Annotated in this window: 14 protein-coding genes and 1 pseudogene; 8 read left to right on the top strand and 7 right to left on the bottom strand. The window is 71.8% G+C overall.

What is annotated here, in order from left to right; translation table 11 throughout:
• Positions 1 to 2 precede the first annotated feature (2 nt).
• Positions 3 to 956 carry a GlxA family transcriptional regulator gene (locus ACFYW9_RS26595; RefSeq protein WP_389155109.1) on the bottom strand — a complete coding sequence of 318 codons (954 nt, stop codon included), beginning with the start codon at positions 954 to 956 and terminating at the stop codon, positions 3 to 5.
• 112 nt (positions 957 to 1,068) lie between these two features.
• Between ACFYW9_RS26595 and ACFYW9_RS26600 the strand changes: the two genes are divergently transcribed.
• The gene (locus ACFYW9_RS26600; RefSeq protein ID WP_389155112.1) at positions 1,069 to 1,935 is read left to right on the top strand and encodes a hypothetical protein; all 867 of its coding nucleotides are present in this window, start codon (positions 1,069 to 1,071) and stop codon (positions 1,933 to 1,935) included.
• 144 nt (positions 1,936 to 2,079) lie between these two features.
• The gene (locus ACFYW9_RS26605) at positions 2,080 to 4,485 is read left to right on the top strand and encodes a Tex family protein (protein WP_389155115.1); all 2,406 of its coding nucleotides are present in this window, start codon (positions 2,080 to 2,082) and stop codon (positions 4,483 to 4,485) included.
• A 273-nt stretch (positions 4,486 to 4,758) separates the two neighbouring features.
• On the opposite strand, the gene ACFYW9_RS26610 is transcribed toward ACFYW9_RS26605, so the two are convergent.
• On the bottom strand, positions 4,759 to 6,399 hold the full coding sequence (locus ACFYW9_RS26610; protein WP_389155118.1) for an ABC-F family ATP-binding cassette domain-containing protein: 1,641 nt from the start codon (positions 6,397 to 6,399) through the stop codon (positions 4,759 to 4,761).
• Positions 6,400 to 6,534: 135 nt separating this feature from the next.
• Positions 6,535 to 7,020, bottom strand: a pseudogene (locus tag ACFYW9_RS26615) (oxidoreductase); the annotation flags it as partial.
• A gap of 68 nt (positions 7,021 to 7,088) precedes the next feature.
• Here ACFYW9_RS26615 and ACFYW9_RS26620 point away from each other — a divergent pair.
• Positions 7,089 to 8,051 (top strand): FAD-dependent oxidoreductase, encoded by a 963-nt coding sequence (locus tag ACFYW9_RS26620; protein WP_389155121.1) that lies wholly within the window; start codon positions 7,089 to 7,091, stop codon positions 8,049 to 8,051.
• A 125-nt stretch (positions 8,052 to 8,176) separates the two neighbouring features.
• Here ACFYW9_RS26620 and ACFYW9_RS26625 read toward each other — a convergent pair whose 3' ends face one another.
• On the bottom strand, positions 8,177 to 10,135 hold the full coding sequence (locus ACFYW9_RS26625; RefSeq protein ID WP_389155124.1) for a Xaa-Pro dipeptidyl-peptidase: 1,959 nt from the start codon (positions 10,133 to 10,135) through the stop codon (positions 8,177 to 8,179).
• Positions 10,136 to 10,317: 182 nt separating this feature from the next.
• Between ACFYW9_RS26625 and ACFYW9_RS26630 the strand changes: the two genes are divergently transcribed.
• Complete coding sequence (locus ACFYW9_RS26630; RefSeq protein WP_389155127.1) at positions 10,318 to 11,817, top strand: M1 family metallopeptidase; 1,500 nt, start codon at positions 10,318 to 10,320, stop codon at positions 11,815 to 11,817.
• 148 nt (positions 11,818 to 11,965) lie between these two features.
• Here ACFYW9_RS26630 and ACFYW9_RS26635 read toward each other — a convergent pair whose 3' ends face one another.
• Both ACFYW9_RS26635 and ACFYW9_RS26640 read right to left on the bottom strand, forming a co-directional pair.
• Positions 11,966 to 12,910 carry an adenosine kinase gene (locus tag ACFYW9_RS26635; protein WP_389155130.1) on the bottom strand — a complete coding sequence of 315 codons (945 nt, stop codon included), beginning with the start codon at positions 12,908 to 12,910 and terminating at the stop codon, positions 11,966 to 11,968.
• Positions 12,911 to 13,155: 245 nt separating this feature from the next.
• Entirely contained in the window at positions 13,156 to 14,241 is a 1,086-nt protein-coding gene (locus ACFYW9_RS26640) for a DUF5937 family protein (protein WP_389155133.1), read from the bottom strand.
• A gap of 265 nt (positions 14,242 to 14,506) precedes the next feature.
• On the opposite strand from ACFYW9_RS26640, the gene ACFYW9_RS26645 reads away from it, so the two are divergent.
• Together ACFYW9_RS26645 and ACFYW9_RS26650 are read left to right on the top strand one after the other, a co-directional pair.
• On the top strand, positions 14,507 to 14,791 hold the full coding sequence (locus tag ACFYW9_RS26645) for a hypothetical protein (RefSeq protein WP_389155136.1): 285 nt from the start codon (positions 14,507 to 14,509) through the stop codon (positions 14,789 to 14,791).
• 233 nt (positions 14,792 to 15,024) lie between these two features.
• Entirely contained in the window at positions 15,025 to 15,723 is a 699-nt protein-coding gene (locus tag ACFYW9_RS26650) for a MerR family transcriptional regulator (protein WP_389155139.1), read from the top strand.
• 63 nt (positions 15,724 to 15,786) lie between these two features.
• Here the strand turns inward: ACFYW9_RS26650 and ACFYW9_RS26655 are convergent, their stop codons facing one another.
• Positions 15,787 to 16,512 carry an SDR family NAD(P)-dependent oxidoreductase gene (locus ACFYW9_RS26655; protein WP_389155142.1) on the bottom strand — a complete coding sequence of 242 codons (726 nt, stop codon included), beginning with the start codon at positions 16,510 to 16,512 and terminating at the stop codon, positions 15,787 to 15,789.
• Positions 16,513 to 16,654: 142 nt separating this feature from the next.
• Between ACFYW9_RS26655 and ACFYW9_RS26660 the strand changes: the two genes are divergently transcribed.
• Together ACFYW9_RS26660 and ACFYW9_RS26665 are read left to right on the top strand one after the other, a co-directional pair.
• Positions 16,655 to 17,683: an ABC transporter permease gene (locus tag ACFYW9_RS26660; protein WP_389155145.1), complete on the top strand. Its 1,029-nt coding sequence runs from the start codon at positions 16,655 to 16,657 to the stop codon at positions 17,681 to 17,683.
• Positions 17,684 to 17,766: 83 nt separating this feature from the next.
• Entirely contained in the window at positions 17,767 to 18,834 is a 1,068-nt protein-coding gene (locus ACFYW9_RS26665) for a sugar ABC transporter substrate-binding protein (RefSeq protein ID WP_389155149.1), read from the top strand.

Raw genomic sequence — 18,834 nt, forward strand, 5'->3', positions numbered from 1 at the left:
CGTCAGCCGGCGGGAGCCGGCCGGAAGCGGCGCCGGTACTCGGCGGGTGCCGAGCCGAGGAACTTCACGAAGGCACGGCGCATGGCTTCGGGCGTGCCGTAGCCGCAGGCCCGGGAGACCTCCTCGATGCCGTCCGTGGTGTCCTCCAGGAGACGGCGGGCGTGTTCGAGCCGTACCCGCTCGACGTAGCGGCCGGGCGTCGTGCCCGTCTCCGTCCGGAAGGCACGGGCGAAGTGGCGGGGCGAGAGACGGGCGCGGACCGCGAGCGACTCGACGCTCAGGTCGTCGCCAGGATGCTCGGAGATCCAGTGCTGGACCTCGCGCAGCGGTTCGCGGCGCGCCGTCTGGGCGGCGAGCTGGGCGCTGAACTGGGCCTGGTTGCCCGGCCGCCGGAGGAAGACGACGAGATGGCGGGCGATGGTGAGGGCGGTGTCACGGTCCAGGTCCTCCTCCACGAGGGCGAGGGCCAGGTCGATGCCGGAGGTGACGCCCGCCGAGGTGGACACGTTTCCGTCGCGTACGTAGATGGGGTCGGGATCGACCGTGACCGCCGGGTGGTCGCGGGCGAGGCTGTCGCAGTAGGCCCAGTGGGTCGTCGCGCGACGGCCGTCGAGCAGGCCCGCCGCCGCGAGCAGGGCGGCGCCGGTGCACACCGAGACCAGGCGCTCGGCGCGCGGGCCGTGGGCGCGCAGCCAGCCGATCAGACGGGGATCCGGGCGCCGGGTTCCGCTGCCGCCGGGAACCAGCAGGGTGTGCGGGACCGCCGTGTCGGCGAGCGCCTGGTCCGGGACCAGGACGAGGCCGCTGGAGGAGCGGACCGGGGAGCCGTCCAGGGAGGCCGTGCGGATGCGGTACGAGCCGCCGCGGCAGGTCTCGGCGCCCGCGAACACCTCCAGGGGGCCGGTGACATCGAGGCTCTGCACGCCGTCGAAGAGGACGATCAGGACCGTTCGCATGTCTCGATTCTCGACCGGTGCGCGGAGAGCCGCAATGTCGAGGATCCCACCTTTCCTGCCATCGAGGGTCCGGGAGTTCACGACATACCAACCAGTCGGTAATGTGCGGGGTATGACCCCTCCACTGCCGGAGCGCGCCGGCCGGCGCTGCCACAACGTCCTCAACCCGCTGCACTCGACGCGCTACTTCTCGCCCGATCTGGGCCGTGAGCTGGCCGCGGTCGGCGTCGGGAACGAGCGCAGCGCCTACTTCGCGGTGCGGGCCGCCGCGATGGGCGCGGTCGGCGCGGGCACGGTGACGGCCACGTTCTTCAACTTCCGGCACGAGCTCGTCGCCGGACATGTGCCCGCGGTGTGGCGGGCCGCCTCCCCGGAGACGGTGCTCGCGGCACGTCTGCGCGCCGTGGACGCGACGCTCAGGCGGCTGCTCGGCGAGGACGTCATCGCGTCCGAGGAGGTGGCCGAGGCGGCGAAGCTCGCCCTGCGCGCGGCCGAGGCCTGCACCCGCGCCTTCCGCCCGCTGTACGCCGCTCACGCCGACCTGCCCGTGCCCGAGGCGCCGCACCTGGCGCTCTGGCACGCGGCCACCCTGCTGCGCGAGCACCGGGGCGACGGTCACCTCGCGGCGCTGCTCGACGCGGAGCTCGACCCGGTGGAGGCCCTGGTGAGCCACACCGCGACCGGCAAGGGCATGGTGCCCCAGTGGGTGCTCGGCACCCGCGGCTGGTCCCGGTACGACTGGGAGGCGGCGTCCGGGCGGCTGCGCGAGCGCGGGCTGCTCGACGCGGACGGCGAGCTGACACCGGCCGGTACGGAGCTGCGCCGGGACATCGAGGCCCGGACGGACCGCCTCGACCGGGCTCCCTACGAGCACCTGGGCGCCGCCGGGGTCGAACGGCTCACCGAGATCGCGAAGGGTCTGCTGATGACCGCCTTCGCCGCCGGCGCGTTCCCGGAGGGAATGATCGGCAAGGGCTGAGGAGCCGGGCCGGAGCGGGTGTGCCGGGCGCGGACCGGGTCCGGACACGGCGCGCGGTCCCCCGAGTGCCGCCCTGAGCCCCCGATGTCGGTGCCACCTGCCACAATTGCCGCGCAACCTCAGTGGAGAAGGCGGTACGGGATCGTGACGACACCCCTCGTAGGGTCCATCGAAGGCAGGATCGCCGAAGAACTCGGCGTACGGGAGCGGCAGGTCAAGGCCGCCGTCGACTTGCTCGACGGCGGTTCGACGGTGCCCTTCATCGCCCGCTACCGCAAGGAAGCGACCGAGATGCTCGACGATGCGCAGCTGCGCACCCTCGAGGAACGGCTGCGCTATCTGCGGGAGCTGGAGGACCGGCGGGCCGCGATCCTCGAGTCGGTACGCGAGCAGGGCAAGCTCAGCGCCGAGCTGGAGGCGCAGATCAGGGCCGCCGAGACCAAGGCGCGTCTCGAGGACATCTATCTGCCGTTCAAGCCCAAGCGGCGCACCAAGGCGCAGATCGCGCGCGAGGCTGGTCTCGAACCGCTGGCCGAGGGCCTGCTCGGCGACCCGTCGGTCGACCCGTTCGCCGCGGCGGCGGCCTTCGTCGACGCCGACAAGGGCGTCGCCGACCCGCAGGCCGCCCTGGACGGCGCCCGGTCGATCCTCACCGAGCGGTTCTCCGAGGACGCCGACCTGATCGGCGAGCTGCGCGAGCGCATGTGGGTACGCGGACGGCTCGCCGCCAAGGTGCGCGAGGGCAAGGAGGAGGCGGGCGCCAAGTTCGCCGACTACTTCGACTTCGCCGAACCCTTCAAGGCGCTGCCCTCGCACCGGATCCTCGCCATGCTGCGCGGCGAGAAGGAGGACGTCCTCGATCTCGTCCTGGAGCCGGAGGAGGCCACCGAGGGACCGTCCTCGTACGAGGGGATCGTCGCCCACCGCTTCGGGATCGCCGACCGCGGCCGTCCCGGCGACAAGTGGCTGACGGACACCGCCCGCTGGGCCTGGCGCACGCGCATCCTCGTGCACCTCGGCATCGACATGCGCCTGCGGCTGCGCACCGCCGCCGAGGACGAGGCGGTGGACGTCTTCGCGGCGAACCTGCGGGACCTGCTGCTCGCCGCCCCGGCGGGCACCCGCGCGACGCTGGGCCTGGACCCCGGTTTCCGTACGGGCGTGAAGGTCGCCGTCGTCGACGCGACCGGCAAGGTCGTCGCCACGGACGTGATCTACCCGCACGTCCCGGCCAACAAGTGGGACGAAGCCGTCGCCAAGCTCGCCCGGCTCGCCGAGGAGCACGCGGTCGAGCTGGTCGCGATCGGCAACGGCACGGCCTCCCGCGAGACCGACAAACTCGCCGGTGAGCTGATCACGAAGCACCCGGAGCTGAAGCTCACCAAGGTCATGGTGTCCGAGGCGGGCGCGTCGGTGTACTCCGCGTCCGCGTTCGCCTCGCAGGAACTGCCCGACATGGACGTGTCGCTGCGCGGCGCCGTCTCCATCGCGCGTCGGCTCCAGGACCCGCTGGCCGAGCTGGTGAAGATCGACCCGAAGTCGATCGGCGTCGGGCAGTACCAGCACGACCTGTCCGAGGTGAAGCTGTCCCGCTCGCTGGACGCGGTGGTCGAGGACTGCGTGAACGGCGTGGGCGTGGACGTGAACACCGCCTCCGCCCCGCTGCTGGCCCGGGTCTCCGGCATCACCTCCGGCCTCGCGGAGAACATCGTGGCGCACCGCGACGCCAACGGACCCTTCACCTCCCGTACGGCCCTCAAGGGTGTGGCCCGGCTCGGCCCCAAGGCCTACGAGCAGTGCGCGGGCTTCCTGCGGATCCGGGGCGGGAGCGACCCGCTGGACGCGTCCAGCGTGCACCCCGAGGCGTACCCCGTGGTGCGGCGGATGGTGAAGACGGTGGGCAGCGAGGTCGCGTCCCTGGTCGGCAACACGGGTGTGCTGCGCTCGCTGAAGCCCGCCGACTTCGTCGACGAGAAGTTCGGCCTGCCGACCGTCACGGACATCCTGAGGGAGCTGGAGAAGCCGGGGCGCGACCCGCGGCCCGCCTTCAAGACGGCCACCTTCAAGGACGGTGTGGAGAAGATCTCCGACCTGTCCTCCGGGATGGTCCTGGAGGGGGTCGTCACGAACGTCGCGGCCTTCGGGGCGTTCATCGACATCGGCGTCCACCAGGACGGCCTGGCGCACGTCTCCGCGCTGTCGAAGACGTTCGTGAAGGACCCGCGGGACGTCGTGAAGCCCGGCGACATCGTCAAGGTGAAGGTCCTGGACATCGACATCCCGCGCAAGCGGATCTCGCTGACGCTCCGGCTGGACGACGAGGCGGCGGCTCCGGAGGCCGAGGGCGGCGGCCGGTCCCAGCGGGGCGGACGGCCGCCCCAGCAGCGCGGCCAGCAGCCGCGTGGTCAGCAGCAGCGCCAGGGCCGCGGCGGCGGCACGGGGGGCGGTGCCGGGGGCGGCTCCCGGCAGGCTCCGCCGCCGGCGAACAGCGCCATGGCTGACGCCCTGCGGCGCGCGGGCCTGACCGGTCCCGAGCGGGGACGGAAGTGACACCGGGCTGACACACGGAAGGGACGGCTGCCGATTCGGCAGCCGCCCCTCCCACTTCCGCACCGGGAGACCGGAACGGCCGAAGTCCCGGGAGGCCGGAGAGCCGGGAGGCCGGAGAGCCGGGAGGCCGGAGAGCCGGGAGGCCGGAGAGCCGGGCCGGAAGACCCGGGGCCGGGGCCGGACGACCCGGTGGCTGATGGCCGGGACCGGTGGCCGCGAGGCCTGGGGCCGGGAGCCCGGGGCCAAAGGCTGCGAGGCCCGGGGCCGCGAGGCTCAGTGTTCCGTCACCTTGCCGTCGGCCACCTCCAGGCGGCGGGTCGTACGGACCGCGTCCAGCATGCGGCGGTCGTGGGTGACCAGCAGGAGCGTGCCCTCGTAGGAGTCCAGGGCCGATTCCAGCTGCTCGATGGCCGGCAGGTCGAGGTGGTTCGTCGGCTCGTCCAGGACGAGCAGGTTGACGCCCCGGCCCTGGAGGAGTGCCAGCGCCGAGCGGGTGCGTTCGCCCGGGGACAGCGTGGCCGCCGGGCGCAGGACGTGTTCCGCCTTCAGCCCGAACTTGGCCAGCAGCGTGCGGACTTCGGCGGGTTCCGTGTCCGGGACGGCCGCGCCGAACGCGTCCAGCAGTGACTCGGAGCCGTGGAAGAGCTTGCGGGCCTGGTCCACCTCGCCGACGACCACACCGGAACCGAGCGTGGCGTGGCCGGCGGACAGCGGCACCCGGCCGAGCAGCGCGCCCAGCAGGGTGGACTTGCCGGCGCCGTTCGCGCCGGTGACGGCCACCCGGTCCGCCCAGTCGATCTGGAGGGTCGCCGGACCGAAGGTGAAGTCCCCGCGCCGCACCTCGGCGTCGCGCAGGGTGGCGACCACCGCGCCCGATCGCGGGGCCGCCGCGATCTCCATCCGCAGCTCCCACTCCTTGCGGGGCTCCTCGACGACGTCCAGCCGCTCGATCATGCGCTGGGTCTGCCGGGCCTTCGCGGCCTGCTTCTCGCTGGCCTCGCTGCGGAACTTGCGGCCGATCTTGTCGTTGTCGTTGTTCGCCTTGCGCCGCGCGTTCTTGACGCCCTTGTCCATCCAGCCGCGCTGCATCTGGGCCCGGCCCTCGAGGGCGGAGCGCTTGTCGGCGTACTCCTCGAAGTCGTCGCGTGCGTGCCGGCGGGCGGTCTCACGCTCTTCGAGGTACGCCTCGTAGCCACCGCCGTACAGCGTGATCTGCTGCTGGACCAGGTCGAGTTCGAGGACCTTGGTGACCGTGCGGGTGAGGAACTCGCGGTCGTGGCTGACGACGACGGTCCCGGCGCGCAGACCGGAGACGAAGCGCTCCAGGCGCTCCAGACCGTCCAGGTCGAGGTCGTTGGTGGGCTCGTCGAGGAGGAAGACGTCGTAGCGGGAGAGCAGCAGGGAGGCGAGTCCGGCCCGGGCCGCCTGACCTCCGGACAGGGACGTCATCAGCTGGTCGAGACCGACGCCGAGCCCCAGTGAGTCGGCGACCTCCTCGGCCCGTTCGTCCAGGTCGGCGCCGCCGAGGTCGAGCCAGCGCTCCAGACTCGTCGAGTACGCGTCGTCCGCGCCGGGCGCCCCGTCGACGAGCGCCTGTGTCGCCGCGTCCATCACCCGCTGGGCCTCGTCGACACCCGTCCGGCGCGCGAGGAAGTCCCGTACGGTCTCACCCTCCCGGCGCTCCGGCTCCTGGGGCAGGTGCCCCACGGTCGCGGACGGCGGGGAGAGCCGCAGCTCACCCTGTTCCGGGGTGAGGAGGCCGGCGAGCAGCCGCAGCAGCGTGGACTTGCCCGCGCCGTTGGCGCCGACGAGTCCGATCACGTCGCCGGGCGCGACGACGAGGTCGAGTCCGGCGAAGAGCGCGCGGTCGCCGTGTCCGGCGGTGAGGTTCTTGGCGACGAGGGTGGCAGTCATCAGGGAGCCGATTTTAACGGCCCGCCGCACTCCCCCTCACCGCCGATCTCCACGGCCCCGGGTTTCCCGGGCCACCGGTCACCGTCAGGCCCGGTCGGGGGCCGCGGACGGGCCGCAGGTTCCGCCGGCACGCTCCAGAACGCGGCGGCGGGAACGCGGGCCACCGTCGAGCAGGGAGTCGAGCGTGGCGCGATACCCGGGACCGTGGAAGCGGAACGGCCCCATGCCGTGGTAGCCGTTGCGTTCCAGATCGGCCCGTGCGCCGGTCTGCCAGGCGAAGTCCCGCCAGACGTAGTCGTCACCCTCCTTCTCGATGACCGCGGTGACGGCACCGCATTCGACGGTCTCGCACTCGGGACAGCCGTAGATGACGTACCTGCCCCCGTCGAGCGGGGCGTCCGCCTCCAGGAGCAGGTTGCGCACCTGCGCGGTGAAGATCGCGGGCGGTACGTCGGAGGCGAGCGGGGAGACCGCGTCGAGGCCGGAGAGCCGGCACAGCAGCGGGAGTCCGTCGACGATGAAATCGACGAAGTCCCGGCGTACTCGGTGGTCACCGTCCGTGACGACTCCACCGGCACGCATCGCCGGGGCCAGGCCGAAGGTGGCGTACTCGGAGGACATGACGTGAGTATCCCCTTGCGGAGAGTGACGCGACACCACCGCATGGCATGCTCCGCTAACGTCCCGGCATGGAGAAGCCCGGGAACGGTGATGTGATCGTGGTCGGCGGCGGGGTCGTCGGCCTGACGACGGCCCTGGTGCTGGCCGAGGCCGGCAGGCGGGTCCGCGTGTGGGCACGGGAGCCCGCCGAGCGGACCACCTCGGCTGTTGCGGGGGCCCTGTGGTGGCCGTACCGCATCGCGCCGAAGGCGCTCGCCCGCGCGTGGGCCCTCGTGTCCCTCTCCGTGTACGAGGAGCTCGCGGCGCGGCCCGAGGAGAGTGGCGTACGCCTGGTCGAGGGGGTCATGGGCGAGACGCGGCTGGACGAACTGGGGTCGTGGGCGGCGCGGGTACCCGGACTGCGCGCGGCGACGGCCGAGGAGTATCCGGGCACCGCGCTGCGGGCACGGCTGCCGTTGATCGACATGCCCGTGCATCTGCGTCATCTGCGGGAGCGGTTCCTGCGGGCGGGCGGGACGGTCGAGGAACGGACGGTGACGGACCTCGCGGAGCCGGACGCGCCGGTCGTCGTGAACTGCGCGGGCCTCGGCGCCCGCGAACTCGTACCCGACCCGGCCGTACGGCCCGTGCGCGGACAGCTCGTGATCGTCGAGAATCCCGGGATCCGTGAGTGGCTCGTCTCGGCCGACCCGGCGGCCGGGACGACGACGTACGTCTTTCCGCAACCGGACCGGGTGATCCTCGGCGGCACCGCGGACGAGGACGACTGGTCCCGGGTTCCCGACCCGGAGGTGGCGGCGCGGATCGTCGAGCGGTGCGTGGCACTGCGTCCCGAGGTCGCCGGAGCCCGTGTGCTCGGTCACCGGGTGGGGCTGCGGCCGGTGCGCGGAACCGTCCGGCTGGAACGCGAGGTCCGGCCGGACGGACGGGTGCTGGTGCACAACTACGGGCACGGGGGCGCCGGGGTCACCGTGGCGTGGGGGTGCGCGCGAGAGGCGGCCGGACTCGTCGGTCCGGCCGCCTCCGTCTGAACTCCGTCCGCGGCGGGCCGAAGGTCGGCGGGCCGGCCGTTCAGCGGGCCCGAGGACCAGAAGGTCAGAGGGTCAGAGGGTCAGAGGGTCAGGGGGCAGAGGGGCAGAGGGTGAGGGGTGAGGGTTCAGTGGTCCTCCCCCGGGACTCGGTGCGCGGCGCGCGGGGCGCGTACGCCGTCGAGGACGGACGCGGCCGGTGCCGCCGCGGAGCCCGCCGTCGCGCGCTCGAACGCGTCCGCGCCGCCCACCAGGGGCACTCGGGCCGAGGTGCGGGACAGGTCGAGAGTGAGGGTCGGTGTACCGGCGGGAGGGTCGATGAGGTCCTTGTCGGTGCCCGCGACGATCAGCGCGAGCCGGTGTCCCTTCGGGACCACGTGGTCCGTGGCCGCCAGGTCCAGCGTGATGGTGTACGCCTTGCCCGGGGTGAGCGGAACGCCTCGGTCCGAGGCGTGGTTGCCGAGGTCGGCCCAGCCGCGGCTGAGGACCGTCTGCTCGACGTCGGTCCTGGTCGCCTCGGTCACCTTGTAGCAGGAGCTGTCGCCGGCCGTGCTCGCGCCCCAGCAGGTGCGGTCGGTGAGGGTCGTGATGCCCTCGCCGGAACCGGCGTAGTCACGGATGGTGTCCGGGCCGAGGTCCACGAGGACCGCCGAGAGGTGGGCCGTCGAGGTGGTCGGCGTGGCGGTGACGGTCACCTTGGAGGAGCCGGAGAGCCGCAGGTCGCGGGTGAGCGGCCGGGTGGTGAAGCCGGCCTTGTCGGCGGTCGGCCGGTCGATGTGGGCGGCCCAGTCGGTCTCGCTCTGCCCTGGGTCGTCGGTGAAGGTCTCGGTCCCGGACCCCCGGCCGAGCCCGAGGGTGCCGACACCCGGCTGCGCGCCCGTACCGGGTCGCAGGGTCGTGGCACCGGTGGTGCGGGGCGGCCAGACGGCGGAAGTGGCCCACTGGTCGGGGTGGCGTTCGATGTCGGCCATGGGCTCGCGGTCGATGCCGTTGTCGTAGCCGAGGAGCTCGTGGTCGAACCAGCGGTGCAGGGTGTCGACCCAGGCGGAGCGGCGGAAGTCGAAGGGGTCGACGTGGCCGGTCTGGGAGAGCCAGATCTTGCGCTCGACCCCGTTCCTGGCGAGCGCGTCCCACCACTGGCCGAAGTTCTTGGTGCGGACGTTGAGGTCCTGCATGCCGTGGACGAGGAAGACGCTGGCCCTCACCTTCGAGGCGTCCTTGACGTAGTCGCGCTCGGTCCACAGCGATGTCCAGTCGCCGGTGCGCGGCGCCTCGTCGACCAGCTTCCGCTGCACGGCCGCGCACTTGGCGCGGGCGTCGGGGCTGTCGACGTAGCCGGACAGCCAGTCCGGGCCGGAGTCGTAGAGCGGGGCGCCCTTGGCGAAGTAGTAGTCGTACCAGGAGGAGATGGCGCTGATCGGCACGATGGTCCTCAGGCCCTTGACGCCGGTGGCGGCGACGCCGTTGGCGATGGTGCCGTCCCAGCTCTTGCCGATCATCCCGGTCCTGCCGTTGGTCCAGCCGGCTCCGGCCGTGGCGGTGCCGGTGCGCGTGGTGTAGCCCTCGGCCCGGCCGTTCAGCCAGTCGACGACCGCCTTGGCGGACAGGATGTCGGAGCGGCCGCCCACGTCGACGCAGCCGTCGGAGCGGTTGGTGCCGGCGAGGTCGACGCCGACGAAGGCGTAGCCGCGCGGCACGAAGTAGTTGTCGTAGAACAGCGGCATCTGGACGACGTGACCGTTCGCGTCGTACGTCTTCTTCTGGCTCTCGTTGCCGCGCCCGCAGCAGGAGTAGTACGGGCTGGCGTCCATGATCACGGGTATCTTGCGTCCCTGGCGGGCGAGTTCGCGCGGCCGGACGATGTCGACGGCGACGCGGTCGTGCCGTCCGTCGTTGTCGCCGTCGAGGCCGGTGTCCACCCAGACGGACTCGCGGATCGCGTTCTCGTACGAGTAGACCGGCGTGCTCTGTCCCGGGGCGCCGTGTGCGGCGGCCGGGACGAGTAACGCGGTCATCAGGGCGGCCACGGCCGCCGTCGCGAGCGATCTCCAGGTCATGAAGCGCGTTCGGCTCACTGGTATCGGCATGCGCGGAAGGTACCCCGGTCAACTCCTGTGCGACAGAGGGTCGGTGACAGGCCCCTGGGGCCGGATGGCTCATGTCGGCCGAATGGCGATCGTGTGACAGGGGTGGCCGTGGACATGACCGGGACCCCAGGGACTGAATAGGCTCCGGACCGACTTCACGCCCCGACGACTTGGAGCTTGACGTGCACCGCAGACTCATCGCCCCGGGCGCTCTGGCCGCCTCCCTGCTGCTGGCGATCCCGGCATCGGCGGCGAGCTACACCCCGGGAGCACCGGGCATCGGCGACGCCTACTACCCGGCCTACGGCAACGGCGGATACGACGTCTCGCACTACGACCTGAGGCTCACGTACCAGCCGGCGACGGACCAACTGGAGGGCACGGCCACCCTCCTGGCGACCACCACGCAGGACCTGTCCCGGTTCGATCTGGACTTTCTGCTCGACGTGAGCGAGGTCCGGGTCAATGGCGTGAAGGCGTCGTTCGCGGCCTCCGGTGAGCACGAGGTGCAGATCACCCCGGCGAAGCCGCTCGCCAAGGGCACATCCGTCACGGTCGTCGTCCGCTACAGCGGAGTGCCGTCCACGAAGAGCGCGTACGGCTTCTCGACCTGGCACCGCACGCCGGACGGGGCGGTCGCGGCGGACGAGCCCGAGTCGGCCTGGTGGTGGTACCCGAGCAACGACCACCCGCTCGACAAGGCGACCTACGACGTGTCGGTGGCCGTGCCCGACGGCACCCAGGCCATCTCCAACGGCACGCTCCAGTCGACGAGTTCGCGGCTCGGCTGGACCCGTTACAACTGGCGGTCCAACAAGCCGCAGGCCACGTATCTGACCACGCTCGCGGTCGGGAAGTTCGACATCACGACCGGCACCTCCGAGGGCGGCGTCCCGGTCGTCAACGCCTACAGCAAGGACCTCGGCGACAACGACGGGGCGGCGCGCGCCAGTGTCGAGCGCACGGGCGAGCTGGTCGACTGGCTGAGCGGCTACTTCGGGCCGTATCCCTTCAGCAGTGCCGGCGGCTACGTCCCCAACACCACCACCGGGTACGCGCTGGAGACCCAGACCCGCGTGTACTACAGCCCCCGGCAGTTCGCGAACGGCTCCAACACCTCCGTGGTCGTGCACGAGTTGGCGCACCAGTGGTACGGCGACGACGTGTCGCTGAAGGGCTGGAAGGACATCTGGATCAACGAGGGCTTCGCGCGCTACGCGCAGTGGCTGTGGTCGGAGCACGAGGGCGAGGGCACGACACAGGAACTCGCGGACTACGTGTACGCCTCGCATCCGGCGGACGACTCCTTCTGGACGGTGGCGCCCGGCGACCCGGGTCCCGACAACCAGTTCGACATCGCGGTCTACGACCGGGGCGCGCTGGCGGTGCAGGCGCTGCGCGACGAGGTCGGGGACGACGCCTTCTTCGCCATCCTGAAGGGGTGGCCGAAGGAACACGCGTACGGGAACGCGTCGGTCGCCGACTTCCGGGAGTACGCCGAGCAGGTGTCCGGTACCTCGCTCGCGGCGCTCTTCGACACCTGGCTGTTCCAGCCGTCGAAGCCTGCGGCGCCCGCGGCGCGGAGCGTGGGCGTGGCCTCGGCCGCCGCGGCGAAGGGCGCCGTCGTCCCGCCGAAGTCGTGGAAGAGGATCGCCGCGACGGACACGGTCCACTCGGACTGAGGCACGCTCCCACAGCCTGCGGCACGGGTCCGCGTCCCGGCGCATCGGGGGCGCGGACCCGTCGCACGTCCGCAGCGCCCGGCCAAGGCCGCGGCCGTGCTGGAGAACATCATCGGCGGCCGGACCGTCGTCGGCCTCGGGCTGCCCGTCAGGGGCGCACGGGCCCGGCCTCGGGTTCGGCCTCCCGGCGGTCGAACTCCGCTGCCTGGTCCAGGAGTTCCGCGCGGCTGATGGCGTCGGCCCGGGTCGCGGGTACCGTGCAGGCGTAGGCGCCGGCCAGCGCGCCGTACAGGGCGCAGCGCCCGAGGGGTTCGCCGGCCAGGCGGCCGTAGAGGAAGCCCGCGGCGAAGGAGTCCCCGGCGCCGTTCGAGTCGACCACCGGTGTGCGGGGCGGGATCGCGGGGATGTGCGTCACCTCGTCGTCGGCCAGCATGTACGCGCCCTCGGCACCGGCGGTGGCGACGACCACCTCGGCCCGGCCCCGTTCCGCGATCTTCCGCATGGTGGTCACGGGGTCGGCGAGGGCCGTCGTGGAGACGAACACGATGTCGGCGGCGTAGGCGAAGGCCTCGTGGTACGGGTTCTCGCCGTCCCAGTTGTGCAGGTCCGTCGAGATGGTCACCCCGGCCTCCCGGAGGATCGGCAGGGCGAAGGCGCACGGGTACGTGATGGACACATGGGCGTGCCGGCTCGATGCTGCCAGGTCCCGCACCGTCTCCTCGGGCAGCCGGTCCCCTTCTCTCGCCCGGCTGTCGTCGTACAGGGACAGCCTGCGCCCGTCGGGGCCGACGAGATTGACCGCGCGCTTGGTGCCCGCGGGCTGGGGGATCTCGGTGAGCGCGATGCCCCGGTCGCGGTGCAGGGCCCGCACGAGGTCGCCCTCGGGGTCGTCGCCGAGCAGGTCGAGGTGGTGCGTGCGCAGGCCGAGGGCGTGCAGGCCCAGTGCGACGAAGTCTCCGGTCTGCCCGGCGCGGGTCTCGATGCCTGGACGGATCATGTAGCTGTCGGCGTAGGGCAACGGCAGTTCGGGGACGTGGACGATGGTGTCCACACCCGCACCGCCCAGGACGAGGACGTCGGTCTCGCGGCTCATGGCTCTCCCTCTCGGACGCGAGCAGCGAGTCAACCAGCCCCCGACGATCACCGCAAGGAATTGCAGAAACTTCCGCAAGCGGCTTCCATGCCCCCGCCGGCCCACCTGGTTCGCCACTCGGTTCGCCACCCGCGCGTACGGCTCGGCCTGGACGAACCGGGCGGCGCCCAGGCCGAAGTCGTCGTCCCGTACGGGGTTGAATCGGCTCCTCCCCCTCCCCCCGGACGGCGCCGGCCGGGGTCCGGTCAGCGCAGTACGGCCGCCAGGAGGTCGGTGCCCAGCGCTGTCAGATCGGTCGGGTTCAGGGTGTAGCGAACGTAACGACCCTGCCGCCGGGCCGTGAGCAGGCCCGCGCGGCGCAGGACGGCGAGGTGGCGGGAGATCTCCGGGGGTGAGAGTTCCCAGGCGTGGGCGAGTTCACGGGTGGTGTGCGGACCGCGGGCCAGGGTACGCAGCAGCCGCAGCCGTACCGGATGCGCCAGTGCCTCCAGCCGCAGTGAGACCGTTTCCAGCGATACCGGCTCCGACGGGCCCGGCTCGGCCACGGGGTACTGCACCACCGGCTGCCACCCGGGCGCGTGGACCGCCACCAGGTGCGGGCGGCCGAAGACACTGGGGATGAAGGTGACCCCGGTGCCGTGGGCGGCGGTCGACTTGTCCTGCAGCTTGTCGACGACGATGTGGTCACCGTCCGGGGACAGGGTGACCGCGCTGGAGACCGATGCGAGTGCCGCCGCGATGCCCTGGCGCTTCAGCAGGTCGTTCTTCACGCGCAGGTCGGTGGCCAGTCGCACGGCGACGTCCGCCCAGGCGGCGTCGAAGAAGGCCTCGCCGCACCGCTCGAGAGTGTGGCGCACCCGCGCCCGCACCGCGGCCGGGTCGGCGAGCAGCCGTTCCGCGAAAGCCTCCTGCCGCGCGCCGCGGGCCTGGGCCAGGTCCAGGGCCCGCTCCCGCGCGGTCGCGTCGGTGAGCGGCGACGGCGCGCCGAAGTGGACGCGGTTGCTGCCGCACGTGGTGACGAGCGCGGCGGTCACATACCTTTCGTCGTCGATCCGGTCCACGTCGTCCAACTCCTCGGCGAGGGTGGGCCGAGGGCGGGCGGGGACCAGGAAGTCGGCCTGTGAGGAACGCCAGAGGAAGTCCGCCTCCCGCAACCGCTCGGCCAGCTCCGGCCGCAGCCCGGCCCAGACGTCCCCGGCCCAGTCGGCGAGCTGCGGATGATGGCCGGGCTGGGCCAGCACGTGCAGCATCGCGGTCAGCTCGGCCAGCGGGGAGGCGGCGAACCGCAGCCGCTCGGACGGCAGTCCGCCGATGTCGATCCTCAACGTCACCTCTTCAGGATCCCCGACGAGGCGGCCGACGGCCACGTCGGTTGACGATGTCCGTCAACCGACGTGGCCGGCCCAAGTCGGTCTGCGACAAGGCCAGTAAGTACCTTTCCAGGAACTGAAACGGCCTGTGCGACGATCAGTCGCACCGGACGGCCGGCCCGCGTGTCCGGCCGTCGGGTGGCCCGGGTTCGCGCCGACTGCCCGCGCGTCATCCACAGGCGCCCGTCTTTTTCCCATCGAAATACAAGAAAGTCTGCGAAACGATATGGACGAGTCCGGCAAGGTCTACCTGCTGTCGCACGTGCATCACAAGGCCGAGGAGGACGGAATGATTCGGCACTTCGCGGATCCCGATGACTTCTGGGCCGATGAAGAAGACGGAGACGACGTCAAACACCTCGGCGTCTATTCGAGCCGCGAGCTGGCACAAGAACGCATCGAGCGCGCCCGTACCCTTCCCGGGTTCGCCGACGAACCCAACTGCTTCTACATCGAAGAGGCCGTGATCGACGAAGACCAGTGGACAGAGGGATATGTAACGGTGCACTGACGATGGCCGGCACACCTCTTCACCGTACGTAGGGCCGGGTTCGGTGAACCTGCTCAACGGGTGACCACGCCCTTCCGGCACCGCTGCTTCCTTCCTGGCGGTCAAGGGCCATGACCCGCGTCGCTCCTGGACAGGCGCTTTCACAACACTGGTGGGACAGCAATACTGTTGCACCGCGCCGTCACCCGTCACCCTGGGCGCGCGCCGCACGACGCGAGAGGCGAGGACCTGCCATGACGACGGACACCGAGGAGCCGGCTCTCACGGTCGACGAACTGGCCGCGCGGGCGGGCGTGACGGTCCGCACGGTCCGCTTCTACAGCGCCAGGGGCCTGCTGCCGCCGCCCGTCATCGGCCCCCGCCGGGTGGGCCGCTACAGCCAGGAGCATCTGGCCCGGCTCGCGCTCATCGAGGAGTTGCAGCACCAGGGCATGACACTGGCCGCGATCGAACGGCATCTGACGCAGCTGCCGCCCGGTCTGAGCGCGCACGACCTCGCCATCCACCGTGCCGTGGTGGCCTCCTGGGCACCCGACGCGATGGAGGACGTCACCAGGGAGGAACTGGATCGGCGGGCCGGGCGGCCGCTTCGTGACGCGGACCTGGAGCGGCTCGCCGCGATGGGCGTCGTCGACGGGACGGGGGATCCGGTCCGGCTGGACCCCGGGCTGCTGAAGCTCGGCCTGGAGCTCCTGGACGTACCGATCGCGGACGAGACGATCCTCGCCGCGCGGACCGTCCTGCTGGAGCACGCGCGCGCGGCGGCCCACGCGCTGTCCGGCCTGCTGCGCAACGCCGTGGGCGAACAGGAGTCCGTGGCGGCCGTGAAGTCGCTGTCGGCGCACATGCAGCCGCTGGTGGTGCAGGCACTGCTGACCGCGTTCCAGCGTTCCCTGAAGGACGAGTTGCGGGAATGGCTCAAGGAGTCCTGATCCGGGGCCGTCTCTCCCACCGGAGGCCGGGGCCCGGCCGGGCCCGCCCGACGGTGCCGGCACTCACAAGTAGGCCGATCCGCCTGCCACGTTGAGGGTCTGGCCGGTGAGGAAGCCGCTGCCCCCGTCGACCACGTACAGGAGGGTCGAGACGAGGTCGCACGGCTCCTGGGTGCGCGGGACGGCCTGTCGGGCGAGGACACGCTCGAAGCCGCCGTCCGCGCCCACGGTCCGTTCGGCGGTGGCGGTCCGCACCATGCTCGGCGCTATCGCGTTGACGGTGATGCCGTACGGTCCGAGCGCGGACGCCAACGTCCGGGTGAGGCCGATCAGTCCGGCCTTCGAGGAGACGTACGCGACCATCGTGGGCGGTGCCGTGAGCACGGCCGCGGACGTGATGTTCACGATCCGGCCCCAGCCCGCCGCCTTCATATGCGGCAGTACGGCACGGGCCATCAGGAACGGCGCCTCCAGGTTGACGCGCATGACCCGCCGCCACTCCTCGGGCGTGGTGTCCTCGAAGGCCGACTCCGGGTACACACCGGCGTTGTTGACCAGCACGTGCAGGGTGCCGAACCGCTCGATGACGAGGTCGAGCGCCGACGCGATCTGCGCCTCGTCGGTCACGTCGGCGATCAACTCCACGTAGTCCGGCACGCGTTCCGCCGTCTCGGGCTGCGGGACCAGGTCGAGGCCCGCGACCCGGTGGCCGCGCCCGGCGAGCGCGACGGCGAATTCCTGTCCGAGGCCCTGCGCCGCTCCGGTCACCAGTGCGGTACGTGTCTCCATGCGCCGAGTGTGGCCAGCCGTCCGGAACCCGGCAAGAGCACATTCCACTCGCCGGAACGGCCCTGTTGCCGCGGGCGTTCGCCGGGCCCACGCTGCGGGGCGACCCGCCCAGCGTCAGCCGTACGTACGGGAGCCGTGCCCGATGGCCAAGACCGAGCATGCCGTGGACGACGCCGAGCACGCCCGCGAACAGGACGGCGGGCGACGGTGGCCGGCCAGGCTGTCGCGCCGGCTGGTGCGCGACGAGCTGGGGGTGCTCGTCGTGCTCGCACTGCTGGTCGCGGCGATCGGCGTCCCCTACCCGGACTTCCTCGCCGCCGACAACCTGCTCACCACCGCGCACAACTCCGTCTACATCTCGCTGATGGCCTGCGGGATGGTCTTCGCGCTGGCCATGCGGGAGGTCGATCTGTCGGTGGGCGGCACCTACGCGTTGTGCCTGGTCGTCGGAGCGCTGCTGGTGCGCGACGGTACGCCGCCCTGGCTGGCGGTCCCCGTGATGCTGGCCGCCGGCGTCGTCCTCGGCGTCTTCAACGCGCTGGTCACCACACTGCTCGCGCTGCCCTCGTTCATCGTGACGCTCGGCACGCTGATGCTCTACCGCGGGGTCGGACTCGCGCTCGCCGACGGAAAGCAGATCACCGACCTGCCGCTCGGCGACTCCTTCTTCACCCTGGCCGGCGGTGACGCGGCGGGGGTGCCGTTCGCGCTGTGGGTCCTGCTCGGCGTGGTCGTCGTCCTGACGGTCGTGCTGACCCGGACGCGTTACGGGGCCCGGGTGCGGGCGATCGGATCCAACCCCGAGGCCGCCGAGTTCAGCGGGATCCCGGTGGTCCGCACCCGGGTGCAGGCGCTCGCCCTGTCCGGACTGACCACGGCCTGCGCGGCGGCACTCGCGCTCGCGTTCTACGGGGCCGGCGACCCGACGCTCGGCCAGGGCTACGAACTGCAGGCCATCGCCGCCTGCATCATCGGCGGCACCCCGCTGGCCGGCGGGCGCGGTTCGGTGGTCGGCGCGGTCGCCGGGGCGATGATCCTGGCCGTGGTGGCCTCCGGACTCGTCTTCTTCGAAGTACCCATCAACTGGACGTCGTTCGCGACCGGCGGCGTGATCCTCGTCGCGGTCGCGGCGGACAGCACGCTGCGCAGAACCGGCCGCCGCCGACGCTGAGGTCCCGAGCGCAGTACCCCGCACCCGTCCGGAGGTCCCCCTTCCGGACTTCAGAGCCCGTCCGGATCCGCTTGGAGGCCGTGATGCACCCCCGATCGCGTACGTTGCTCGCCGTGCCCGCCGCGCTGGCTCTGCTCGCCACCGCGGGATGTGGCGCCGGCAGCGGCTCCGACGGCAGCGGCGGCCGCCTCGACATGGGCATCGCCGTGGCCAACATCAGCCTGAACTTCGCCCACGAGATGGTCCTCGGCGCCCAGAGCGCCGCGAGCCACCACGGCGGCGTGAACTTCAAGGCGGTCGGGCCGCCCAACACGGACGGACCCGCCGAGGTGCAGCTCTTCCAGAACCTGACCGCCCGGGCCAAGGACGGCATCGTCCTGGAGAACCTGGACCCGCCGCTCTTCACCCGCCCCGCCGCCCGGGCCGTCGACCAGGGCATCCCGATCGTCGCCCTGGACACCTCGCCGACCGAAGGCAGCAAGATCGGCTTCTACGTGGGCAACGACAACTACGCGCTGGGCGAGTCGATGGCGACGGAGGCTCTCGAACGGCTGGGCGAGGATCCCACGGGCCAGATCGTGATCGGCGTGCCCAACCCCGGCACGCCGGTGCTGGACAACCGGGCGAAGGGCATCGCGGACACCTTCAGGAAGCAGGCCCCCGGCGTCGAGATCCTCGGCCCGTTCCAGACGTACAGCGATCCGGGACAGAACTACAGCGCCTGGTCGGCGCAGGTCAACGCGCACCCGAAGGCGCTCGCCTTCCTCGGTGTCGGCGACGCCGACAGCTACAACCTCGCGAAGATCAAGAAGGCCGAGCACGGCGACTGGCTCACCGCGGGCTTCGACGTCGACCCGAAGACCCTCGAAGCGGTCAAGGACGGTTCGAACTTCGTCACCATCGACCCCCAGCACTTCCTCAAGGGCTACCTGTCCACGTCGATACTGATCGAAGCGGTACGCGACCACGACGGCGAACTCCCCGAGGGCTGGTTCCTGTCCCCCGGCGGAGTGGTCGACCGGTCCGACGTGGACGAGATCATCGCGCGCCAGAAGTCCGCGAAGGCCGCCTACGACTGGTACAAGCCGACCGTCGACAAGCTGCTGGGCGATCAGAAGGCCCGGCTGAAGCCGCTGAAGGACGCGCGCTGA

The sequence above is a fragment of the Streptomyces sp. NPDC002698 genome (genome assembly GCF_042888945.1).
Taxonomy (GTDB): Bacteria; Actinomycetota; Actinomycetes; order Streptomycetales; family Streptomycetaceae; genus Streptomyces.